General features: G+C 58.2%; 19 protein-coding genes. 15 read left to right on the top strand and 4 right to left on the bottom strand.

Annotation, left to right across the window (positions count from 1 at the left end; genetic code table 11):
* Positions 1-46 precede the first annotated feature (46 nt).
* The 7 genes from AC2FH2_RS05445 to AC2FH2_RS05415 all read left to right on the top strand — a co-directional run bounded on the left by AC2FH2_RS05445 (position 47) and on the right by AC2FH2_RS05415 (position 7,619).
* Positions 47-1,153 carry an ABC transporter permease gene (locus tag AC2FH2_RS05445; RefSeq protein ID WP_142635706.1) on the top strand — a complete coding sequence of 369 codons (1,107 nt, stop codon included), beginning with the start codon at positions 47-49 and terminating at the stop codon, positions 1,151-1,153.
* 1 nt (position 1,154) lies between these two features.
* Positions 1,155-1,976: an ATP-binding cassette domain-containing protein gene (locus AC2FH2_RS05440; protein WP_142635708.1), complete on the top strand. Its 822-nt coding sequence runs from the start codon at positions 1,155-1,157 to the stop codon at positions 1,974-1,976.
* Positions 1,977-2,059: 83 nt separating this feature from the next.
* Entirely contained in the window at positions 2,060-3,892 is a 1,833-nt protein-coding gene (gene iolD / locus AC2FH2_RS05435) for a 3D-(3,5/4)-trihydroxycyclohexane-1,2-dione acylhydrolase (decyclizing) (protein WP_281995352.1), read from the top strand.
* The gene (gene iolE, locus AC2FH2_RS05430; protein WP_496700784.1) at positions 3,889-4,788 is read left to right on the top strand and encodes a myo-inosose-2 dehydratase; all 900 of its coding nucleotides are present in this window, start codon (positions 3,889-3,891) and stop codon (positions 4,786-4,788) included. Before iolD ends, iolE begins: the two co-directional genes overlap by 4 nt.
* A 48-nt stretch (positions 4,789-4,836) precedes the next feature.
* Complete coding sequence (locus AC2FH2_RS05425; RefSeq protein WP_496700782.1) at positions 4,837-6,018, top strand: phytanoyl-CoA dioxygenase family protein; 1,182 nt, start codon at positions 4,837-4,839, stop codon at positions 6,016-6,018.
* Positions 6,019-6,057: 39 nt separating this feature from the next.
* Positions 6,058-6,864, top strand: a complete 807-nt coding sequence (gene iolB / locus AC2FH2_RS05420; protein ID WP_281972475.1) for a 5-deoxy-glucuronate isomerase — start codon at positions 6,058-6,060, stop codon at positions 6,862-6,864.
* Positions 6,861-7,619, top strand: coding sequence for an SDR family NAD(P)-dependent oxidoreductase (locus AC2FH2_RS05415; RefSeq protein ID WP_496823105.1), 759 nt, complete (start codon positions 6,861-6,863; stop codon positions 7,617-7,619). Before iolB ends, AC2FH2_RS05415 begins: the two co-directional genes overlap by 4 nt.
* 49 nt (positions 7,620-7,668) lie before the next feature.
* On the opposite strand, the gene AC2FH2_RS05410 is transcribed toward AC2FH2_RS05415, so the two are convergent.
* The 3 genes from AC2FH2_RS05410 to iolC are packed head-to-tail and all read right to left on the bottom strand — an operon-like array spanning position 7,669 to position 10,319.
* Positions 7,669-8,508, bottom strand: a complete 840-nt coding sequence (locus AC2FH2_RS05410; protein ID WP_496823104.1) for a class II fructose-bisphosphate aldolase — start codon at positions 8,506-8,508, stop codon at positions 7,669-7,671.
* Positions 8,505-9,341 carry a 5-deoxy-glucuronate isomerase gene (locus AC2FH2_RS05405; RefSeq protein ID WP_282021588.1) on the bottom strand — a complete coding sequence of 279 codons (837 nt, stop codon included), beginning with the start codon at positions 9,339-9,341 and terminating at the stop codon, positions 8,505-8,507. The genes AC2FH2_RS05410 and AC2FH2_RS05405 overlap by 4 nt, the downstream gene beginning before the upstream one ends.
* Before the next feature lie 9 nt (positions 9,342-9,350).
* On the bottom strand, positions 9,351-10,319 hold the full coding sequence (gene iolC, locus AC2FH2_RS05400; RefSeq protein WP_496823196.1) for a 5-dehydro-2-deoxygluconokinase: 969 nt from the start codon (positions 10,317-10,319) through the stop codon (positions 9,351-9,353).
* Between the two features lie 126 nt (positions 10,320-10,445).
* Between iolC and AC2FH2_RS05395 the strand changes: the two genes are divergently transcribed.
* Together AC2FH2_RS05395 and AC2FH2_RS05390 are read left to right on the top strand one after the other, a co-directional pair.
* Positions 10,446-11,549 (top strand): Gfo/Idh/MocA family protein, encoded by a 1,104-nt coding sequence (locus tag AC2FH2_RS05395; RefSeq protein WP_496693633.1) that lies wholly within the window; start codon positions 10,446-10,448, stop codon positions 11,547-11,549.
* A 37-nt stretch (positions 11,550-11,586) separates the two neighbouring features.
* The gene (locus AC2FH2_RS05390; protein WP_496693634.1) at positions 11,587-12,720 is read left to right on the top strand and encodes a Gfo/Idh/MocA family protein; all 1,134 of its coding nucleotides are present in this window, start codon (positions 11,587-11,589) and stop codon (positions 12,718-12,720) included.
* On the opposite strand, the gene AC2FH2_RS05385 is transcribed toward AC2FH2_RS05390, so the two are convergent.
* A complete protein-coding gene (locus tag AC2FH2_RS05385) occupies positions 12,721-13,719 on the bottom strand; it encodes a LacI family DNA-binding transcriptional regulator (protein WP_496693635.1) in 999 nt (332 codons plus the stop codon). It lies immediately after the preceding gene.
* A gap of 381 nt (positions 13,720-14,100) precedes the next feature.
* Here AC2FH2_RS05385 and AC2FH2_RS05380 point away from each other — a divergent pair, with 381 nt between their 5' ends.
* The 6 genes from AC2FH2_RS05380 to AC2FH2_RS05355 all read left to right on the top strand — a co-directional run bounded on the left by AC2FH2_RS05380 (position 14,101) and on the right by AC2FH2_RS05355 (position 19,142).
* Positions 14,101-14,298, top strand: coding sequence for a Flp family type IVb pilin (locus AC2FH2_RS05380; RefSeq protein ID WP_496823103.1), 198 nt, complete (start codon positions 14,101-14,103; stop codon positions 14,296-14,298).
* A 161-nt stretch (positions 14,299-14,459) separates the two neighbouring features.
* Positions 14,460-15,287, top strand: coding sequence for a Flp pilus assembly protein CpaB (gene cpaB / locus AC2FH2_RS05375; protein ID WP_496823102.1), 828 nt, complete (start codon positions 14,460-14,462; stop codon positions 15,285-15,287).
* 30 nt (positions 15,288-15,317) lie between these two features.
* Positions 15,318-16,802, top strand: coding sequence for a pilus assembly protein TadG-related protein (locus AC2FH2_RS05370; RefSeq protein ID WP_142635733.1), 1,485 nt, complete (start codon positions 15,318-15,320; stop codon positions 16,800-16,802).
* Entirely contained in the window at positions 16,799-17,290 is a 492-nt protein-coding gene (locus AC2FH2_RS05365) for a TadE/TadG family type IV pilus assembly protein (RefSeq protein ID WP_142635735.1), read from the top strand. Before AC2FH2_RS05370 ends, AC2FH2_RS05365 begins: the two co-directional genes overlap by 4 nt.
* The gene (locus AC2FH2_RS05360; RefSeq protein WP_496693637.1) at positions 17,287-17,925 is read left to right on the top strand and encodes a TadE/TadG family type IV pilus assembly protein; all 639 of its coding nucleotides are present in this window, start codon (positions 17,287-17,289) and stop codon (positions 17,923-17,925) included. The genes AC2FH2_RS05365 and AC2FH2_RS05360 overlap by 4 nt, the downstream gene beginning before the upstream one ends.
* A gap of 11 nt (positions 17,926-17,936) precedes the next feature.
* Complete coding sequence (locus tag AC2FH2_RS05355) at positions 17,937-19,142, top strand: CpaE/TadZ family protein (protein WP_142635739.1); 1,206 nt, start codon at positions 17,937-17,939, stop codon at positions 19,140-19,142.
* Positions 19,143-19,145: the final 3 nt, after the last annotated feature.

The following is a 19,145-nucleotide window of genomic DNA, read 5'->3' as shown; positions in this document are numbered from 1 at the left end:
AGAAACGGCGCCAGGTGCGCCGTTTCAACCGAATTGGGAGGGAAACATGAGTGAGTCAGCGCCCGTCACTACGGACGAACGCGTAAAGAAAGAACCGTTTCTGACCAAGCTGATGAAACGTCCAGAGCTTGGTGCCATGGCCGGTGTGGTACTGGTGGTCATTTTCTTCGCGCTCACGGCAGACGATTCCATGTTCACGCTGGCTGGAGTTATGAACTTCATGACGCCCGCGGCACAGCTGGGTATCCTGGCTATCGGAGCGGCGCTGCTGATGATCGGGGGTGAGTTTGACCTGTCGATCGGTTCGATGGTTGCCTTTGCAGGCCTGTTCTTTGGTGTCTGCGTGGTGACTTGGCAGTTACCTCTGATCATTGCGATCCCAATGACATTTGTTTTTGCGGCCTTTGTTGGGGCGGTGAACGGCAATATCGTCATACGGTCGGGTTTGCCTTCTTTTATTGTAACTCTGGCTTTCCTTTTCATTCTGCGCGGTCTCTCACTGGTGGGTCTCAAAGCAGCCACTGGGGGGTCAACCCAGCTGCGTGGCGTGCGCGATGTAGTCGAAAACGACTGGCTGGCCCCGTTCTTCTCGGGCGAAGCTTTTGCCGGTTTGTTTGCCTGGCTGGCTGCAAACGGATTGATCGACACATTCAAAAACGGGGCGCCGAAAGTACCGGGCATTCCGGTCGAGATTTTGTGGTTTATCGTTCTGGCCCTAGCGGCGACCTATGTTTTGCTGCGGACCCCAGCTGGAAACTGGATTTTTGCCGCCGGTGGCGACAGTAATGCGGCGTCGAATTCTGGTGTGCCGGTGAGCCGTATCAAAGTTTCTTTGTTCATGCTAACCGCCTGCTGTGCGGCGCTGGTTGCAATCATCACCGTAATCGACGCGGGATCGACCGATGCGCGCCGTGGCTTCCAGAAAGAGTTTGAGGCCATCATTGCGGCGGTGATCGGGGGCTGTCTGCTGACCGGCGGCTATGGATCGGCCATCGGGGCGTTCTTTGGCGCGATCATCTTTGGCATGGTGGTCATCGGGCTGACTTACACGGATTTCGATCAGGACTGGTTCCAGGTGTTCCTGGGCGCAATGCTTCTGATCGCGGTATTGTTCAACAACGCCATCCGCAAACGCGTAACCGGGGAGCGCTGATATGACTGAAGACAGCAAGTTCCATCACGGGGATGCGGTAAAGGATGTCGCGCCGATCGTGCAAATGAAGAATATCGAAAAGCACTTTGGTAACATTATTGCCCTGGCAGGCGTCAGCTTTGACGTCAGGCCTGGCGAATGCCACTGCCTGCTGGGCGACAACGGTGCCGGAAAGTCGACCTTCATCAAGACCATGTCCGGAGTTCACAAACCCACCAAGGGCGAGATCTTTTTCGAAGGCAAACCGCTGCAGTTTGACACGCCACGCGATGCGATGGAGGCGGGCATTGCGACCGTGTTTCAGGATCTGGCGATGATCCCGCTGATGAGTGTGACGCGGAATTTCTTCATGGGTCGCGAACCGACCAAGGGCAAGGGATTGCTGAAACGGTTCGATATCGACCAGGCCAATGAGGTCTGTATGGCCGAGATGCGCAAGATGGGTATCAATCTGCGCGGGCCGGATCAGGCCGTTGGAACCCTGTCAGGGGGCGAGCGTCAGACGGTTGCCATTGCCCGGGCGGTTTACTTCGGGGCCAAGGTTTTGATCCTTGATGAGCCGACCTCGGCACTTGGGGTACGTCAGACATCGAATGTTTTGGCAACCATCGACAAGGTGCGTAATCAGGGCGTGGGTGTGGTGTTTATCAGCCATAACGTGCGCCATGCGCTGGCAGTGGGTGATCGCTTTACCGTGCTCAATCGTGGCAAGACGCTGGGCACGGCCACACGTGGAGAGATCACACCCGAGGAATTGCAGGACCTGATGGCCGGAGGTCAGGAAATGGCCCAGCTGGAAGGCTCTTTGGGCGGAACGGTTTAACCGTTCCCCCGTCTGGGCCACAGGCCCGCTAATTTCGAAATTGCAGGAATGGCCGAGATGGCCTTGTGTTGAAAGGTATCACTATGGGCAACACAGTCCGACTGACCGCAGCGCAAGCTTTGGTGCGCTATCTGGGCGCGCAGATGAACGAAGCGGGCGAGCCCTTTATCGCCGGTGTCTGGGCCATTTTTGGCCATGGCAATGTGGCCGGGCTGGGCGAAGCGCTGCACGGCGCGAAAGACAGCCTGCCAACCTATCGCGGGCAAAATGAACAGACAATGGCACATTGCGCGATTGCCTATGCCAAGCAGACGCGGCGGATGCGGGCGATGGCGGTGACCTCATCCATTGGACCGGGGGCGACCAATATGGTCACCGCGGCGGCGTTGGCGCATGTGAATAGGTTGCCGGTTCTGATTATCCCCGGCGATGTGTTTGCCACCCGTGGGCCTGACCCTGTGTTGCAACAGATCGAAAGCTTTGGTGATGGTACGGTTAGTGCCAATGACTGTTTTCGCCCGGTCAGCCGGTACTATGATCGCATCTCGCGGCCTGAACATCTGTTGACGGCCTTGCCTCGTGCCTTTCGCACCATGACCGATCCGGCCGATTGCGGGCCTGTGACGTTGGCCTTTTGCCAGGATGTTCAGGCCGAAGCCTATGACTATCCCGAGAGTTTCTTCGAGCCGAGGGTCTGGTATCAGCGCCGCATTCGCCCGGATGAGGCGGAGTTGGCCCGTGCGGTGGCTGCGATCAGATCAGCCAAACGTCCCGTTATCGTTTCCGGAGGTGGCGTGCATTACTCCGGAGCGACGGATGTGCTGCAGAGCTTTGTGGAATCCCACAATATCCCGATCACCGAGACGCAGGCCGGGAAATCGGCGCTGGCTTGGGATCATCCGTTGAACCTTGGCCCGGTTGGTGTAACCGGTGGTGAACCGGCCAACGCCACCTGCGCCGAGGCCGATCTGGTGCTTGCTGTTGGGACGCGGTTGCAGGACTTTACCACCGGGTCCTGGGGGCTGTTTTCCAATCCGAACCGCGAGATGATCTGCCTGAACACAGCCGCCTATGACGCCGAAAAACACGGCGCAATGCCGCTGCAAAGCGATGCGCGTGTCGGGTTAGAGGAACTTGGCGAAGCCTTGCACGGCTACCGGGCCGACCCGGTGGCGGACACGCTTAAGGCAGATTGGTTTGGCAAGGTGGATGCACTGACCGACGCGCCCGGTGACGGAAACGCGTTGCCTACGGATATGCAGGTAGTGGGTGCGGTGCAACGCGCCTCGGACAATAACACGGTAGTCATGTGCGCCGCGGGCACGATGCCGGGTGAGCTGCACAAGCTGTGGAAAGCGCCCCGCCCAGGTGCCTATCACATGGAATACGGGTTCAGTTGCATGGGCTATGAAATCGCCGGTGCAATGGGCATCAAGATGGCCCAGCCTGATCGCGACGTCATCTGCTTTACCGGTGACGGCACCTATATGATGGCGAACTCCGAAATGGCGACGGCAGCGATGATGGGCATCTCCTTTACTGTCGTCGTGACCGACAATCGTGGGTTTGGCTGCATCAACCGCCTGCAAATGGGCACCGGCGGGGCCGAGTTTAACAATCTGCTGGATCATGCGGTGCACGAAACGCCCTCGGCCATAGACTTCGCTGCGCATGCGGCGGCGATGGGGGCGACTTCGGTCAAGGTGGGCTCGATCGTTGAGCTGGAGCAGGCATTGGCCAAACGTGGCGAAGTCACCGGCCCCTATGTGGTCGTCATAGACACCGATCCGTACCCGTCGACCGAATATGGCGGCACCTGGTGGGAAGTGGCCGTGCCCGAGGTCAGCATCCGCCCGGAAGTGAATGAAAAGCGCGCAGCCTATGAGGTTGCCATCAAAGAAAGAAACACGAAATGAGCGTGAAGATCGGCATCTCTCCGATTGCATGGCAGAATGATGATCTGCCGGACCTGACCGCGGCTTACACGATGGAACAGGCCCTGAAAGAGGCGCGCGAGATCGGCTATACCGGCGTCGAACGCGGTCAGCGGATGCCCGGCGATACCGAAGGTCTGCGCGCCTATCTCGACACCAATGATATCGCCCTGTGTGGCGGTTGGTGTTCTGGGGCTTCTCTGGTTAACGATTTTGCCGCCGAGCGCGAGGCCGTGCGAGCGCAGGTCGAACAATTCGTAGCGCTCAACAGCCCGTGCATCGTCTATGCCGAATGTTCGAACACCGTGCAGGGGCAGATCGGGGTCGCGGTTAATGACCGGGTGAAACTGTCCCGGGATGAGGTGTTGGCCTATGCCGCCAAAATCACCGAGCTGGCCAAATGGATGGCTGATCAGGGCATGCCGATGGCCTATCACCACCACATGGGCACGATTATCGAAAGCGAAGAGGATGTGAACTGGTTGATGGAAGGGTCGGGCCCCGAGGTCGGCTTGTGCTTTGATACCGGCCACTTGCTGTTTGGTGGCGGCAACGTGATGGCGACCCTCAATCGGTGGGGTGACCGGGTGCATCACGTCCATTTCAAGGATATCCGTCCGGCGGTCGTACAGGATGTGCGCGAAAACAACCGCAGCTTCCTGGATGCTGTCGTCGCGGGAGCGTTCACTGTGCCTGGCGATGGTTGCATTGATTTTCAAGCCGTGGCGAATGCGTTGAAATCTATGGGTTATAGCGGCTGGATCGTGGTCGAGGCCGAACAGGACCCCGCCAAGGCCCCACCCCAAGAGTATTCCAAGATGGGCTACGACCACATTGTCGATGTCTGCGCTCAGGCAAGATTGGAGATCACCAACTAACAAACCGTCCCAAGGGGCAACACCAAGGCCATGAAGAAGGAGAAAATCATGGTAAGTCAAAGAATTGGATATGTCGGGTATTTTGACCGGGAATCCTGTGATCTGGACGAATTCAAGGTGTTGACCTCTCGGAAACTGACCTCGGACATGGTTCCGCAGGCCGCGATGATCGAAAAGAACGTCCCCGTCTATGACATGAATGCCCTGCGTCCCGCGCTGGAAGATACAGGGCAACGGCGCGCTTTGATGGCGGAATGGGGCCATGTGCTGAACCAATCCGCCGGGGTGATCGCGCTGAAAGGGGCCTATCAGGATCTGTCGGTGATCGACCGGGCGACCGAGGTTTTTCGGCAGATCATCGACGAGGAACGCCAAAGCGGCGAAGGCGAGGGTGATCATTTTGCCGCCTCGGGTGCGAATGACCGGATCTGGAATGCGCTGCAAAAGCACTGCCTGCGCGATCCGGAAGGTTTCTCAAAATACTTCGGCAACGCTGCTGTTGCCACCGCCTGCGAGGCATGGCTGGGGCCGAACTATCAGGTCACGGCTCAGGTCAATCAGGTCCGCCCCAGCGGCAAGGCACAGCAGGCGCATAGGGACTACCATCTGGGCTTTCAGACCGCTGAAAGCGCTGCACGGTACCCTGTGCATGCACATCTGCTGACGGCGGCGCTGACCTTGCAGGGGGCAGTGGCACATTGTGACATGCCGGTGGAAAGCGGGCCCACCAAACTGTTGCCGTTTTCACAGCTATATCCAGCCGGATATATTGGCTTTCACGACCCCGCGCACAGGGACCACTTTGAGAAGAGCTATGTTCAGGTGCCGTTGAACAAAGGCGACGCGGTATTCTTCAACCCCGCGCTGTTCCACTCGGCCGGCGAGAACCGCAGCACGGATATCGACCGTATGGCGAACTTGTTGCAGATCTCATCCGCTTTTGGTCGTGCGATGGAGGCCATCGACCGCCGGTCCATGGCGCTGGCCGTACTGCCGTCACTGGTGGCCTTGAAGCGAAGCGGCGAGCTGACTGGGTCCGAGCTGGACGCGGCCATCGCGGCGACTGCCGAAGGCTATCCGTTTCCGACAAATCTGGACACAGATCCCCCGATTGGCGGTAATGCTCCGGAAAGCCAGGCGGATATCTTGCGGCGTGCGGTCGCCGAAGAATGGACGCCAGAGCAACTGACCTCGGCACTTTCGGCTTTGAAAACCCGACAATCCGCCTGACGTTACGAACCGGGCCAGCGCGCCCAGAAAGGAGGCCCCATGGCCAACCTGCTCAGGAAACCACGCGGCCCCTATGGCAAGGTGCATGACATCACCCCTGCCTCTGCGGGATGGCGTTATGTCGGGTTCGGTCTTTACCACCTACGCGCAGGCGACAGGGCGACCGAAGAAACCGGTGACAATGAGGTCATACTGGTCATGGTCGAGGGCAAGGCGCATATCACCGGGGCCGGGCAGGATTGGGGTGTGCTGGGTGACCGCATGGATGTCTTTGAAAAGACGCCGCCGCATTGTCTGTACCTGCCCAACGGAACCGATTGGCAGGCCGTGGCGGAAACCGATTGTGTTGTGGCCGTGTGTTCGGCTCCCGGCACAGGTGGCCACCCGGCGCGACGGATCGGGCCGGGTGGCATCACACTGACCGAACGCGGGAAGGGTGTGAATACCCGCTATATCAACAATATCGCGATGGAGGCCGAAGACGTCGCTGACAGCCTGCTGGTGACCGAGGTCTTCACGCCCAATGGCCACTGGTCCTCCTACCCCAGCCATCGCCATGATGAGGATGACTTTCCTCGCATAACCTATCTGGAAGAGACCTATTACCACCGTTTGAACCCCTCGAACGGGTTCGGCATTCAGCGGGTCTATACCGATGATGGCGATCTGGACGAGGCTATGGCTGTATCTGATGGCGATGTCGTGATCGTCCCGCGCGGGCATCATCCCTGCGGTGCGCCCTATGGGTTTGAGATGTACTATCTGAACGTCATGGCCGGCCCATTGCGGAAATGGCGCTTTGTTGCCGCCCCCGAAGTTGAATGGATCATGGAGCGTGACGCATGAGCGCGAATTTTGCGAATTACCCCGGTCTTGCGGGAAAAACAGTTTTTATCACCGGCGGGGCCGGGGGGATCGGCGCCGAAACGGTTCGCGCCTTTGCCGCCCAGGGGGCCAGGGTCGGGTTTGTTGATCTGAACGCAGATGCGGGCCAAGCGCTGCTGGCAGAACTGGATGGGCAGCATGCCTTTGCCCAATGCGATTTGCGCGACATTGAGGCATTGCAGGCCGCCTTCGAGCGGCTGGTCGCCGCGCTGGGCGAGGCGGATGTTCTGGTCAACAACGCTGCCCATGACGAACGCCACGACTGGCGCGAGGTAACGCCGGAGTATTGGGATGACCGAATGGCAACCAATATCCGCCATATGTTCTTTGCCATCCAGTCGGTGGCCCCGGGCATGATCGCTAAGGGCAGGGGGGCCATCGTCAACCTAGGCTCGAATTCCTGGTGGGAATGCGGGGCGGGGTTCCCGGCCTATGCCACCGCCAAATCTGCCGTTCACGGCCTGACCCGCACCATGGCGCGCGAGCTGGGCGACCATCGCATCAGGGTGAACACGGTAGTTCCGGGCTGGATCATGACGGAGAGGCAAAAAGAGTTATGGGTGACACCCGAGGCGCTGGCCAAGCAGGTGGATCGTCAATGTCTCCCGGACCCGATTGAGCCGATCTATGTGGCGCGCATGGTCCTGTTTCTGGCCTCGGACGACGCGGCCATGTGCAGCGCGGGGAATTTCATGGTCGAAGGCGGCTCGATCTGAGGTGATGCTGCTTGACGGTGCGCTCCCGACCGACTGGTAACTTGACGCCCTAATGCTGCGGCGGGGCGCCAAAGGCACGGATCACGGTGCGGGCAGCAGCCTCAACTGGGTCGTGCGTTTCCTTCAGGATCGTGACGCGGTCAAACCGTTCAGGATCACGATTGACGGCTTCACGCATGGCATTTCCGAATGCCATACGCAGCTCGGTCCCGATATTGAACTTGCAGATCGAGGTCTCGCGCGCCAGCTTCATACGCTGCTCTACCGGCACACCGGACCCACCATGAATGACCAAAGGCACTTCGGTCACGGCATCGATTTCGGCGATACGCGCCTCATCCAGGCCACCTTCTTTGTTTTGCTGCAAGTGAACATTGCCAACCGAAATCGCCATCGCGTCGACGCCGCTTTCGCGTGCAAACTTCGCGGCTTCCTCGGGGTCGGTGCCATTTGAGCCTTCGACACCGGAATACCCCACAAAGCCGATCTCTCCCTCGCATGAAATCCCTGCCGCATGGGCCATTTCGGCAATGGCCGCGGTCTCATCGATGTTTTGCTGCAATGGCTTGCGCGACCCGTCGAACATCAGCGAGGTAAAGCCGCTGTCCAACGCGATTTTGCAGTCCTCGAACGTATACCCATGGTCCAGGTGGGCGACGACGGGGACAGAGGCGTTTTCGGCCAGATAGCGGAACATCTTGCCCAGAACAGGCAGGGGTGTGTGTTCGCGGCAGCTTGGACCAGCCTGAAGGATCACCGGCGCATTTTCGGCTTCGGCTGCGGCCACATAGGCGCGCATATCCTCCCATCCTAGCGTGACCAGGCCGCCCACGGCATAGCCTTGTTCATGCGCCGGTTGCAGAACGTCTTTCAGTGTGGCGAGGGTCATTTGAATTTTGCAATCATGTCTTTGATGCCCGGTATGGTTTCGATCTGATAGGCATGGGTGGGTTGGAAATACTGGACCAGCGAGCGTTGGGTCAGGCCGCCGAGGATCGTGAAATAATACATCTCATACCCCGGCAGGACGCAGCAGGGGTGATAACCCTTGTCGATACAGACGGTCGATCCGTCCATGATATGATAGGCGTCGCCCGGTTCGTTATCCTCGCGCTGCAGCATCTGTAGGCCAGAGCCCCAGTTGGGTTTGAAACGGAAATTGTAGGTCTCGTCGTGCCGCGTCTCGTCGGGCAGACGGTTCGTGTCATGCTTGTGGCTGGGGAAGCCGGACCAGCCGCCTTGACCAACAGTGAACAGCTCACTGACCAGCAGGCGACCGACTTTGTCGTGCTGTTTCTGGCCCAGGATGTGCTTGATCTTGCGGTGGGTTTTGGTGTCGTCGCTGCCGTATTGTACCAGATCATGCTGGCGGACATCGAACGGGTCCAGAACCTTGTCGTATCTGGCGCCTGCGATGAAGACTTCGGAATGATCCGAGATGCAGACGATCTGCACCTTGGCGCCAACGGGTGCATAAACGCCCTCTGGCTCTCCATCCCAGACATCCTCTCCTCGGTTACCCAGCATGGCAAATTGCACGCTTTCGACATCCACATCGACCGAACCTGTGGCCGGGACGATGCAGGTCTCATACCCCGGCACTTGATATTCGAACGCCTCGCCCTGTTTCAGTTTGACGATGTTGAAATAGTTCAGGGGCACCATTGGGTCATCGGCATCCACGATGGGTTTGTTCTGGTTCTCATAGGGGGCGATATGCATTGGGATCTCCTATGCCGTGGGGCCGGGATGGGTGGCCAGAAACGTGTCCAGCTGTTCGGTGGTCGGCATCGCGGGCGCGCAGCCGGGTTGAGACACGACGATCGAGGCGCAGGCCGACCCGCGCATCACCGCGTCCTTCAGCGAGTACCCCGCTGCAACCGAGGCCAGTAACCCGGCCATGAAACTGTCACCTGCGCCATTCGGCTTGACGGCGGTCACCGGATAGATGCCTGTCTGAAATTCCTGCCCGTCCATCAGCGTGATGGCGCCTTTTTCACCCATTTTATAGATCACCACGCGGCCTGGTTTGGCCGCCAGTTCCTGCGCCTTGGCAAACCCTTTGTTTATCCCGCCCGCCATGAAACCGAATTCTTCGTCATTGCCTACGATCAGATCACTGGCGTCACCGGCGCGGGACAGGACCTCGGACGCGACTTTGGGTGAGGGCCAACTGTAAGGGCGATAGTCTATGTCAAATATTACGGGCACACCGGCCTTACGGGCCGTGTCGATGGCCCGGAATGTGGCGCTGCGCGAAGGCTCGGCCGCAAAGACGGTTCCGGCCGAGATCACAGCCGAGAAGGAGCTGAAATCGACCTGGTCCATATCCTCTTCGGTGACTTGGAAATCGACTGCGCCATTGCGGTAGATGACATTCTGGAAATCTTCTGTCCGGCTTTCGTAGATTGCCAGCGACATGCGGTATTCGCCCCTTACAACCCGTATGTTGGACGTATCGACGCCGTAATGCGCCAGCCGGTTCAGGCAGAACCGCGCGACCGCGTCGTCAGATACCGAGGTGATCAGCGACGCTCGACTGCCCAGCTTGACCAGACCCACACATATATTTGCCGATGAACCGCCCAGATCGGCCCGGAACGCGTCGGCATCCTCACTTTTCTCGCCGATGGGATCGGCAAACAGGTCCATGCCCGCACGACCCAAGACGCCAAAGCGGTTTCCTTTGATACCGTCCATCAAAGCGGTCAAGTCATTTCCTCCGGCGAAAAGGGTCGGCAAGGTGTGTTGATCCTTGCGTTGAATCGATTCACACGATACTGATTTTGCAACCGGTTGCAAATGATATGTGCGAGGCCGCGGCAGATGCCTGAAATTGGAATTGGAATTGTTGGCGGCGGCTATATGGGCAAGGCCCACTCGGTCGCGATGTCAGCGGTAGGTGCGGTGTTCGACACCGTGCTGCGCCCGCGACTTGAGGTGATCTGTGCCTCGACATCTGCAAGCGCGGAAGTCTATCGTGCCGCCTACGGGTTCCAGCGCGCCACCGATGACTGGCGCATGTTGGTCGAGGATCCAAAGGTCGAGGCCATTGTGATCGCCTCACCTCAGTCGACACACCGTCAAATCGCTGAGGCGGCGTTTGCCCTTGGTAAACCGGTGCTGTGCGAAAAACCCTTGGGGGCGTCCTTGGACGACAGCCGCGCGATGGTGGCGGCAGCCGAGGCCACAGGTGCAATCAACATGGTCGGGTTCAACTATATCCGTACGCCCGCCAGCCAATATGCGCGTCAGCTTATTGTTGAAGGGGAAATCGGTCAGGTCACATGGTTCCGTGGCGAACATACTGAGGATTTCTATGCCGACCCCGAGGCCCCGGCAACCTGGCGCACAACGGGAATGGCCAATGGAACCATCGGCGATCTTGCTCCGCATATGGTGAATGGTGCGTTGGCGCTGATCGGGCCGATCACTCAGGTTATGGCCGATGTGGAGACGGTGCACCGGCATCGCCCCGGCGGCGAAGTTACCAATGATGATCACGCGCAGATGATGTGCCGTTTTGAAAACGGGGTCATGGGAAACCTTTATTTCAGCCGCGTCGCAACGGGTCGCAAGATGGGTTACGCCTATGAGATCTCGGGTACCAAAGGTGCGATCCGGTTCGATCAAGAGGATCAGAACGCCCTGTGGCTGTATCGCCGCGAAGGCCCCGAGGCCACGCGCGGGTTCACCAAGATCCTGACCGGCCCCGCGCATCCGGATTACGAGCCCTTTTGCCAGGGCCCTGGCCACGGGACAGGATATCAGGATCAGATCATTATCGAGGCCAAGGATTTCCTGCAGGCCATCCATTCCGGGCAGAATATCTGGCCCACCTTCCACGATGGGCACGAGGTGAACCGCGTTCTGGCGGCTGCATTGGCATCGTCAGACGGGCGGCAATGGACAGATATCAGCGATTTCTGAAAGCACACCACCCAATTTCCAAAGAGAGACTAAGACCATGACAAAGCTGAGATGGGGCATGATCGGTGGCGGTGAAGGCAGCCAGATTGGCCCTGCGCACCGCCTTGGCGCACAGGCCGATGGGCTGTTTGAGTTCGCTGCCGGAGCGTTGGACCACCGCCCCGACGTGGGACGTGAATATGCACAGCGTCTGGGCGTTGCAACTGATCGCGCCTATGGCGACTGGCAAGAGATGCTAGCCGGTGAAAAAGACCGTAGCGACCGCATCGATCTGGTTACAATCGCGACACCGAACTCGACCCATTTTGAAATTGCCAAGGCCTATCTCGAGGCGGGTTTTAACGTTCTGTGCGAAAAGCCGATGACGATGACCGTGGAAGAAGGCGAAGAGATCGTGCGCATCGCCGAAGCATCGGGCAAGCTATGCGCCGTGAATTATTGCTATTCGGCTTATCCGATGGTGCGCCAGGCACGTGCAATGGTGAGGGTCGGGGATATCGGCAAGGTGCGTCTGGTCGTGACGAATTTCAGCCACGGCCACCACGGGGATGCCACTGACGCCGACAATCCGCGCGTGCGCTGGCGGTATGATCCGGCGATGGCCGGTGTCTCGGGGCAGTTCGCGGATTGCGGTATACACGCGCTGCATATGGCCAGCTTCATTTGCGATGATGAGGTCACGTCGCTGTCCGCCGACATGGCCTCGACCATATCAAGCCGCGTGCTGGAGGATGATGCCATGGTCAACTTCCGGACAGAGCGTGGCACCGTCGGGCGCTTGTGGACTTCGTCCGTTGCGATCGGGCGCCAACATGGGTTCGACATTCAGGTCTTCGGTGAAACCGGCGGTCTGCGCTGGACCTCGGAACAGCCCAACCAGTTGCTCTATACACCGGTCGGCGGCCGCACACAGATCATTGAAAAGGGCGAAGGTGGCTTGTACGAGGACGCCCAGCGCCTGTCGCGGGTGGCCATCGCACATCCTGAAGGGTTTCCCTTGGCTGTGGCCAACATCTATTGCGATCTGGCCGATGCCATTCGTGGCGAAACCCGCGACGGGTTGCCAGGCGCAGCGGATGGGGTGCGGTCTATCGCAGCGGTCCATGCTGCCGTTGCGTCGGGCAATGAAGACGGAGCCTGGAAGGATGCGCGCCCCCCTATGTTCCGCTGACTAGGTGCGGGGGCGCAGCGTGCCCCTTTCGACTACGCGGCAGGGGAAAATGCGGGCCTCGGGATAACGCTCGGGGTCTTTCAGCATCTCTTCCACCAGATCCACAGACGAGGTGATGATTTGCTTGATCGGTTGGTGGATGGTCGTCAGATTCACGCTTTCCCAACGCGACATCTCCATGTCATTCAGGCCGATGATCCCGATATCCTTGCCCGGTTTCAGCCCGTGATCCGACAGAGCGGACAGCGCACCGACGGACAGAATGTCATCGCCGCAGAAATAGCTTTCGGCTGGTTGACCCTTTAGCAGATCCAGCATTTCAGCGCGCCCCGCCTCAAATGAATAGGCCCCGGCGAAAGAGTATGTCACCTCAAGATCGGGGTGCTTTTCGACCTCTTCCATAAAGCCCTGATAGCGATCCATGGCCGAGGTCGCATCTTTTGGCCCGCCTAAATATCCAACGCGCCGATAACCCCGCGCCTTTAGCTCGCGGGCTGCCATGCGACCACATTCGACATTGTCGATCCCGACGACATGTACCTCTGGTGAGGTCGCCGAGCGCCCGAACGTATGCACAACCGGAACACCGGCATCGTGAAACGCCTTGGCGAAACTAGGCGGCAGGGTCGAAGAGGCCACGATGGCAGCGTCAACAGAATACTGGCGCAGCATCCGAACGGAATTGGCAGGCTCGGTCTCATCCGTCAGATTCACGATCAACGGGCGTAATCCACGTTCTTGCAAGGCACGTGTGAACTGATCGAACACTTCAAGGAAAATCGGGTTGTGAAAGTTGTTCGAGATCAACCCAATCAGTTTTGTCCGCCCCGTGGTCAGGGACGAGGCCAGGGCGTTTGGGCTGTAACCCAGTTCCGCCGCGGCCTTTTCCACCTTGCTTCGGGTTTTTGCCGAAACCGAGGCGCCCTCGGTAAAGGTGCGCGACACGGCAGAGCGCGACACCCCGGCCAGAGCTGCGACGTCTTTTAGGGTGACGCTCATGTTTCGTACCTGCAGAAGAAAGTTGGGATGACAGACATTTTCATGTCGTGATACTAAGCCAGTTAGTCTGGCGGCTGCAATCGGTTGCAAATGATTGCTCGTTTGACGCGGGGCCCGGTTTATTGACCCCGAGCAGCTTCTCACCAGTCGATTCTTTCTGACGGGAGATCAGGTAAATCTGCCGCCGCGCACCGTAAATCGGTCCGCGATTTGACGCATTTCCGCCCAAAATGATCGAAAATTCGCCCTAAGCGGGAATTTCTTTTCGTTTGTGGGGAGGTTTCGGCACCTCCTCATAGGTAACGATTTAGTTAACGGGGGTGTGTTCCTCGTGTCAGTGCGGGATTTCGCACTTTGGTAAAACAGTCTGGAGTTCAAGTAATGTTGAATGGAATTCGCAAAGTATTTCTGAAGCTGCGCAAAGACGAGCGTGGCGCCACCCTGGTTGAATATGGCATCGCGCTGTTTGTTGCGATTGTCGTCGGCGGGACAATTCTGACCAATTTGGCTGGCACGACCAGTAGCAACTTTAGTGATGCAAACTCGGCAGCCCAGCGGGGAACAACACCAACCCCTTAACCTGCACGCCAATATTCCAAGTAAAAAACCTGACTTCCCGCTCGCAAGTGCGGGGCGTCAGTTTCCTACCAGACCACCTTTGATTTGCATAAGCGGTCTGTTTGGCCATTCAGGCCCAATTAAGTAATTATCCTGAGTTTTCCCGGGAATTGGAGGATACCATGCGTATTAAATCATTTTTGATGACTTTCCTGGGAATAGGTTTGGCGGGTGGCGCAGTCATTCTGGCACAGGATCAGATCCGACGGAATCAGTCAGCGGGTGAACCAACCATAGTTCGTGTTGTGGCCGTGGCCGAAGATATCGCGTTCGGAACGCCGATCGAAGGGCACAAGCTGACGACCATTGATTGGCCTGCTGCATCTGTGCCTGCAGGTGTTTTTACAAGCTTTGATGATGTCCTGCCTGTCGCCGGCATAGAACCTCGCCGGGCCAAGCGCGCTTTGGCGCAGGGCGAAATTCTTTTGACCTCGAAAGTTTCCGAATTTGGTGAAAAAGTGACAATCGTTCAGACGATTGGCCAGAATAACCGCGCGATGGCGATCAATGTTGACGCGCAGACAGGGGTAGGCGGATTTGTAACGCCTGGCGACTTTGTCGACATTGTTCTGACCCGCGGCACCAATGATACGCTGCGTGCAGTGACGATCCTCCAGAATATCCGGGTCATCGGCGTGGACCAAACTGCGGATGAAGAGCTTGACCAACCGGGCATTGCCCGCACGGTTACGATCGAGGTCACCCCGGATGAAGGCCAGAAGTTGGCTCTGGCGCAGAAGGCCGGGCAGCTCAGCCTGTCTCTGCGGTCTCTGCAAACAGAAGAGGATAAGCCGCTGGAAGCGGTTCGCCTCAGCGACATCCTCCTTGAAAAATCACCGCTAGAAGAGGGCACGCCCAGGCCGATTGTGAAAGTTCGCCGTGGGGCATCCGACGTTCAGGAAATTCAGGTCTTTGGGAACACCAGCGCAACAACTGAGCCGGTGAACTGAGGTCAGGTTGGTCTTTCGAGGGAGGTTGATATGACTTCGCTACGCAAAATCAGGGACAAAGAAGACGGCACAATTCTGGTATTTGTCGGCATGTTTATGGTCGTCATGATCGGAATGGCTGCACTGACTTTTGATCTGGGGCGTATCGCCTCTACCCAAACTGACATGCAAGCCTATACCGACCACGTTGCGCTTGCCGCCGCAGGAGAGCTGGATGGCAATGCTGACGCCATCACCCGTGCAACAGCTGCGGCATCCGGCATGATCGACGACGAACAGTTTTTCGCTGATGGCAGCCAAAGCCTTGGAACTTCTGCGGATTTTTCGCTTCGTTTTCTGACCGGATTGCCTACTCCGGGGGCAGACCCAGACGATAACGACTCGGTTACGCCCTTTGTGACGACAGACCCGGCGCGTGCTGTCTTGGTCGAGGTGACCGCGACACCACGGACTGTTTTCCTGCCTTTTGGCCGATCGCTGGCCAGCTTGCTGGGCGTCGCCAGCCCGTCCGGAGAGGTGAATTCAGTCTCGATCGCTGGGTATTCAGCATATGCCTGTGACGTAACGCCGTTGATGTTCTGCATCCCGTCGGGCTGGACCTCCAGCGCCAATATCGGCGCTTCCATCAAATTGCGTACTGGCGGCAACAACTCGGCCTGGGGGCCGGGGAATTTCGGATTTCTGGATCCAACGGATATCGGGATCAATCCAAACGGGCCATGCGCCGGTCTGACTGGTTCAAAGCTGTATATCTGCCTCATTGCTGCGAATGGGAACCTGACCAAATGCGTGTCTCAGCGCGGTGTCGACACCGAACCCGGTCAGCGGAACGGGATTGGCAGCGCGATCTACAATTCGCGGTTCGATATGTTCCAGGCGACCATGAACCAACTGAAGAACGATCCAGACTATGCACCGGGCCCAAATGTGATCTCGGGCTGGGACCATACTGGTGGGGGATGTTTGAACAACAATCCGACCCTGTCGACCAATACTATTCCAATGCCGCCGGATGATTGCTTTGACCCGGTGAGTGGTCTTTGCAATGGCAGCCGTTTTGGCGATGGCAACTGGACGTCAGGGCAAGCAGCTTACAACCTTATGAATTATGGCGTTGGACCGGACGGTACGCTGACACCGCATGCGCAGGGTGCACCGACAGGAAACACCCGGTATCAGGTATATCTGGACGAGGTCAGCCGGGCCGGGTCAGGCGATATCGTCACCGGACGGGACGAGACCGGCCGCGCCCAATGTTCAAGCCAGCCCAGCACCGACCCCGACCGCCGGACATTTATCGCCGCAGCGATTGACTGCACCGCGAACCCGGTTTCCGGGCGGGCCACCGATGTGCCGGTGAAGGAGTTCGTAAAAGTCTTTCTGTTTCAGCCGCTTGAAGAATCCACAGGCTCGGATTTCGACATCTTCGTCGAGGTGGTCAAACAGGTTGGCGGCGGAGTTGGCGGCAGTGCCGTTGATGGCATTTTCCGCGATGTTGTGAGGCTGTACCGATGAAGCCGCTGGGTCGCTTCCTCTCACGCTTTCGGCGCTGCGAGTCTGGCGCGCCGATGGTCGAGTTCGCCATGGTTCTGCCGGTTATCTTGCTGTTCTTTGTTGTGATCATCGAGGGCAGCCGGATCACCTGGATACATCAGGCGACATCTGCCGGCGTAAGGGATGCGTCGCGCATGATCGCTCGCATCGCACCGCTGGATCTATGCAGCGCGGGAGGCGTCGCAAGCTATGATGCAATGGCCACAGATATTGTCGCCAACCGACTGGGCGGTGGGGCGCATTTGCCGGTCGGAACAACGCTGGTGGATGTAACCCCGACCTGCATCTCGCGGTCTGGCAGCTATCGTATTGACCCGACCTCAGTGGTCGAAGTGACCGCGAAAATCCAGATTGATTTTATCCTGGGCAATGTTCTGGGCCTGTTCGGCGGGGCTGTTAGCACGCTTGACACGGTGATTTCGGATCAGAGCCGGGTGTTCGGCGTATGACCCGGGTGTCGCATATCCTGCGGACCTTCCGGCGTCAGGAGCGTGGCGCCGCCCTGGTCGAATTGGGGATGGTCATTCCACTGTTCCTGTTGCTGATGTTCGGCATTGTGGATTATGGCCGGTTGTTCTGGTCGACAACCATGGCGCAGAAGGCGATGCAAAAAGCATCCAGGCTGGCAACTCTTGGGCCTCCGCTTTGCGGTGCGTTGCCGACCGAGCACACGCTGGCAAGCGGCGCTCCTACAAGTACGAAATTTGGGGTGCTCTGCCGCAGTGGCAATGTCTGTGCCGTGCCTGCCCTGCCTGCGCCCTGCCCTTTGAATACCGCGACGGATTACGGCGCACGTGTCTGGAATGATATCCGCATGTTGCTGCCACCGGGAACGACTGCCGCCAACGTACAGATCGGATATTCGCATGACGCGCGCCTTGGATTTTTAGGGGGGCCATATACGCCGGTCGTTACCGCCGAACTTGTTAACGTAGACTTTAACTTCATGATGCCAATCGCCGGTCTGGCCGCTCTTGCGTCGAACGGCACAACACCTGCGTCAAATACCCCCAACAGTATTTCTCTTCCCGCGATGAGCACATCGGTTCCCGCCGAAGATCTGGCGGCCGGGGCGAGTGAGTAAGGAGAAACATAATGAGTGCCAAGCAGATTTCAGTATTGTTGATTTCACCGGACGAGCAGATTTACTCGGCCATAGAAGGCTCGTTACGGGGGCAGGCGAACTGCCGGTTCACCGGTCGTCAGGACACCGTTGCGGGGGTAAACGGCTCTGCGATCTCGCTGACTGCAGAGCATGATGTTGTTCTGTTCGATGTGGATGAGAATTCCGGGGACCTACTGCAAACCGCACGGAAAATCTGTGATGCCCGTATGCCAAATGCGATCATCATTGCGTTGGCCCACGAGGATCTGCCCTTGGAAAAGGCGCGCCAGTTGAAAAAGCTTGGTGTCGACGACGTTCTTCCGAGAAAGTGGATCGACGAGGAAATTGTGCCGCAGGTGGACGCAATCCGGGCCCGCCGTCAAGCGCAGTTGCCGGCCGTGTGGGGCGGTCAAGCAACCCTGGGCAAAGTGATCGCCGTGGCCAAATCCCGTGGTGGGGTTGGATCGTCTATCGTCGCTGCCAATCTGGCCAACGAGCTACAGGCCAAGGAAGGGTTCTTCAAGAAGAAAGCCGCCAACGAAGTCGCGGTTGTCGATTTGGATTTTCAGTTCGGATCTATTGCCGCCCTGATGGATGTTGAGGAAAGTGACGCCATGTGGCGGATGGCGATGGATGAGAGCATTCCCGATGGCGCCTTTCTGGAACAGGCCATGACCAAATCCCCCTGTGGGGTTGATGTTCTGGCTGCACCGTCGCGCTTTGGTCCTCTCAGTGCCATTAATGAAGAACAGATCTCGGCCATTTTGGACAGCCTTAAGCGCAGCCATGATTATGTGATTATTGATCTGCCGCGAGCTCTGGTCGAGTGGATCACGCCGGTTTTGTCGCAAGCCGACCGGCTGCTTTTGGTGACGGATGTCGCGGTGCCTTCGATCCGGTCAGCACGGAAATTGATGGATTTCTATCACGCCGAAAACCCGGCCTTGGAAATCCAGCTGGTTGCGAGCCTGGAAAAGAAACCCCTGATCCCGGCCGCGCACCACCGCGCAGCGGCAAAGCTGTTGGAACAGGATTTCGCCCACTGGATCCCCAAGGATGAGCGAACCGTTCGTGAATGCGTGGATCGGGGCGTACCTCTGCAAGAGGTCTCAAACCGGGCGCCTCTGACACGGGCCATCCGCCGCATCGCGCAGGAAACCACAGTTTCTCTGCCGCCACGCGTGGGCAAACAGTAAATC

The sequence above is a fragment of the Ruegeria sp. YTSA105 genome (assembly GCF_059610225.1).
The sequence above is the reverse complement of the archived record's forward strand: the minus strand, read 5'-3'. Positions and strand labels throughout refer to the sequence as shown.

Coding starts and splice junctions, on each gene's coding strand:
- AC2FH2_RS05445 (WP_142635706.1), top strand. CDS start 47: ATGAGTGAGTCAGCGCCCGTCACTACGGACGAACGCGTAAAGAAAGAA.
- AC2FH2_RS05440 (WP_142635708.1), top strand. CDS start 1,155: ATGACTGAAGACAGCAAGTTCCATCACGGGGATGCGGTAAAGGATGTC.
- iolD (WP_281995352.1), top strand. CDS start 2,060: ATGGGCAACACAGTCCGACTGACCGCAGCGCAAGCTTTGGTGCGCTAT.
- iolE (WP_496700784.1), top strand. CDS start 3,889: ATGAGCGTGAAGATCGGCATCTCTCCGATTGCATGGCAGAATGATGAT.
- AC2FH2_RS05425 (WP_496700782.1), top strand. CDS start 4,837: ATGGTAAGTCAAAGAATTGGATATGTCGGGTATTTTGACCGGGAATCC.
- iolB (WP_281972475.1), top strand. CDS start 6,058: ATGGCCAACCTGCTCAGGAAACCACGCGGCCCCTATGGCAAGGTGCAT.
- AC2FH2_RS05415 (WP_496823105.1), top strand. CDS start 6,861: ATGAGCGCGAATTTTGCGAATTACCCCGGTCTTGCGGGAAAAACAGTT.
- AC2FH2_RS05410 (WP_496823104.1), bottom strand. CDS start 8,508: ATGACCCTCGCCACACTGAAAGACGTTCTGCAACCGGCGCATGAACAA.
- AC2FH2_RS05405 (WP_282021588.1), bottom strand. CDS start 9,341: ATGCATATCGCCCCCTATGAGAACCAGAACAAACCCATCGTGGATGCC.
- iolC (WP_496823196.1), bottom strand. CDS start 10,319: ATGGACGGTATCAAAGGAAACCGCTTTGGCGTCTTGGGTCGTGCGGGC.
- AC2FH2_RS05395 (WP_496693633.1), top strand. CDS start 10,446: ATGCCTGAAATTGGAATTGGAATTGTTGGCGGCGGCTATATGGGCAAG.
- AC2FH2_RS05390 (WP_496693634.1), top strand. CDS start 11,587: ATGACAAAGCTGAGATGGGGCATGATCGGTGGCGGTGAAGGCAGCCAG.
- AC2FH2_RS05385 (WP_496693635.1), bottom strand. CDS start 13,719: ATGAGCGTCACCCTAAAAGACGTCGCAGCTCTGGCCGGGGTGTCGCGC.
- AC2FH2_RS05380 (WP_496823103.1), top strand. CDS start 14,101: ATGTTGAATGGAATTCGCAAAGTATTTCTGAAGCTGCGCAAAGACGAG.
- cpaB (WP_496823102.1), top strand. CDS start 14,460: ATGCGTATTAAATCATTTTTGATGACTTTCCTGGGAATAGGTTTGGCG.
- AC2FH2_RS05370 (WP_142635733.1), top strand. CDS start 15,318: ATGACTTCGCTACGCAAAATCAGGGACAAAGAAGACGGCACAATTCTG.
- AC2FH2_RS05365 (WP_142635735.1), top strand. CDS start 16,799: ATGAAGCCGCTGGGTCGCTTCCTCTCACGCTTTCGGCGCTGCGAGTCT.
- AC2FH2_RS05360 (WP_496693637.1), top strand. CDS start 17,287: ATGACCCGGGTGTCGCATATCCTGCGGACCTTCCGGCGTCAGGAGCGT.
- AC2FH2_RS05355 (WP_142635739.1), top strand. CDS start 17,937: ATGAGTGCCAAGCAGATTTCAGTATTGTTGATTTCACCGGACGAGCAG.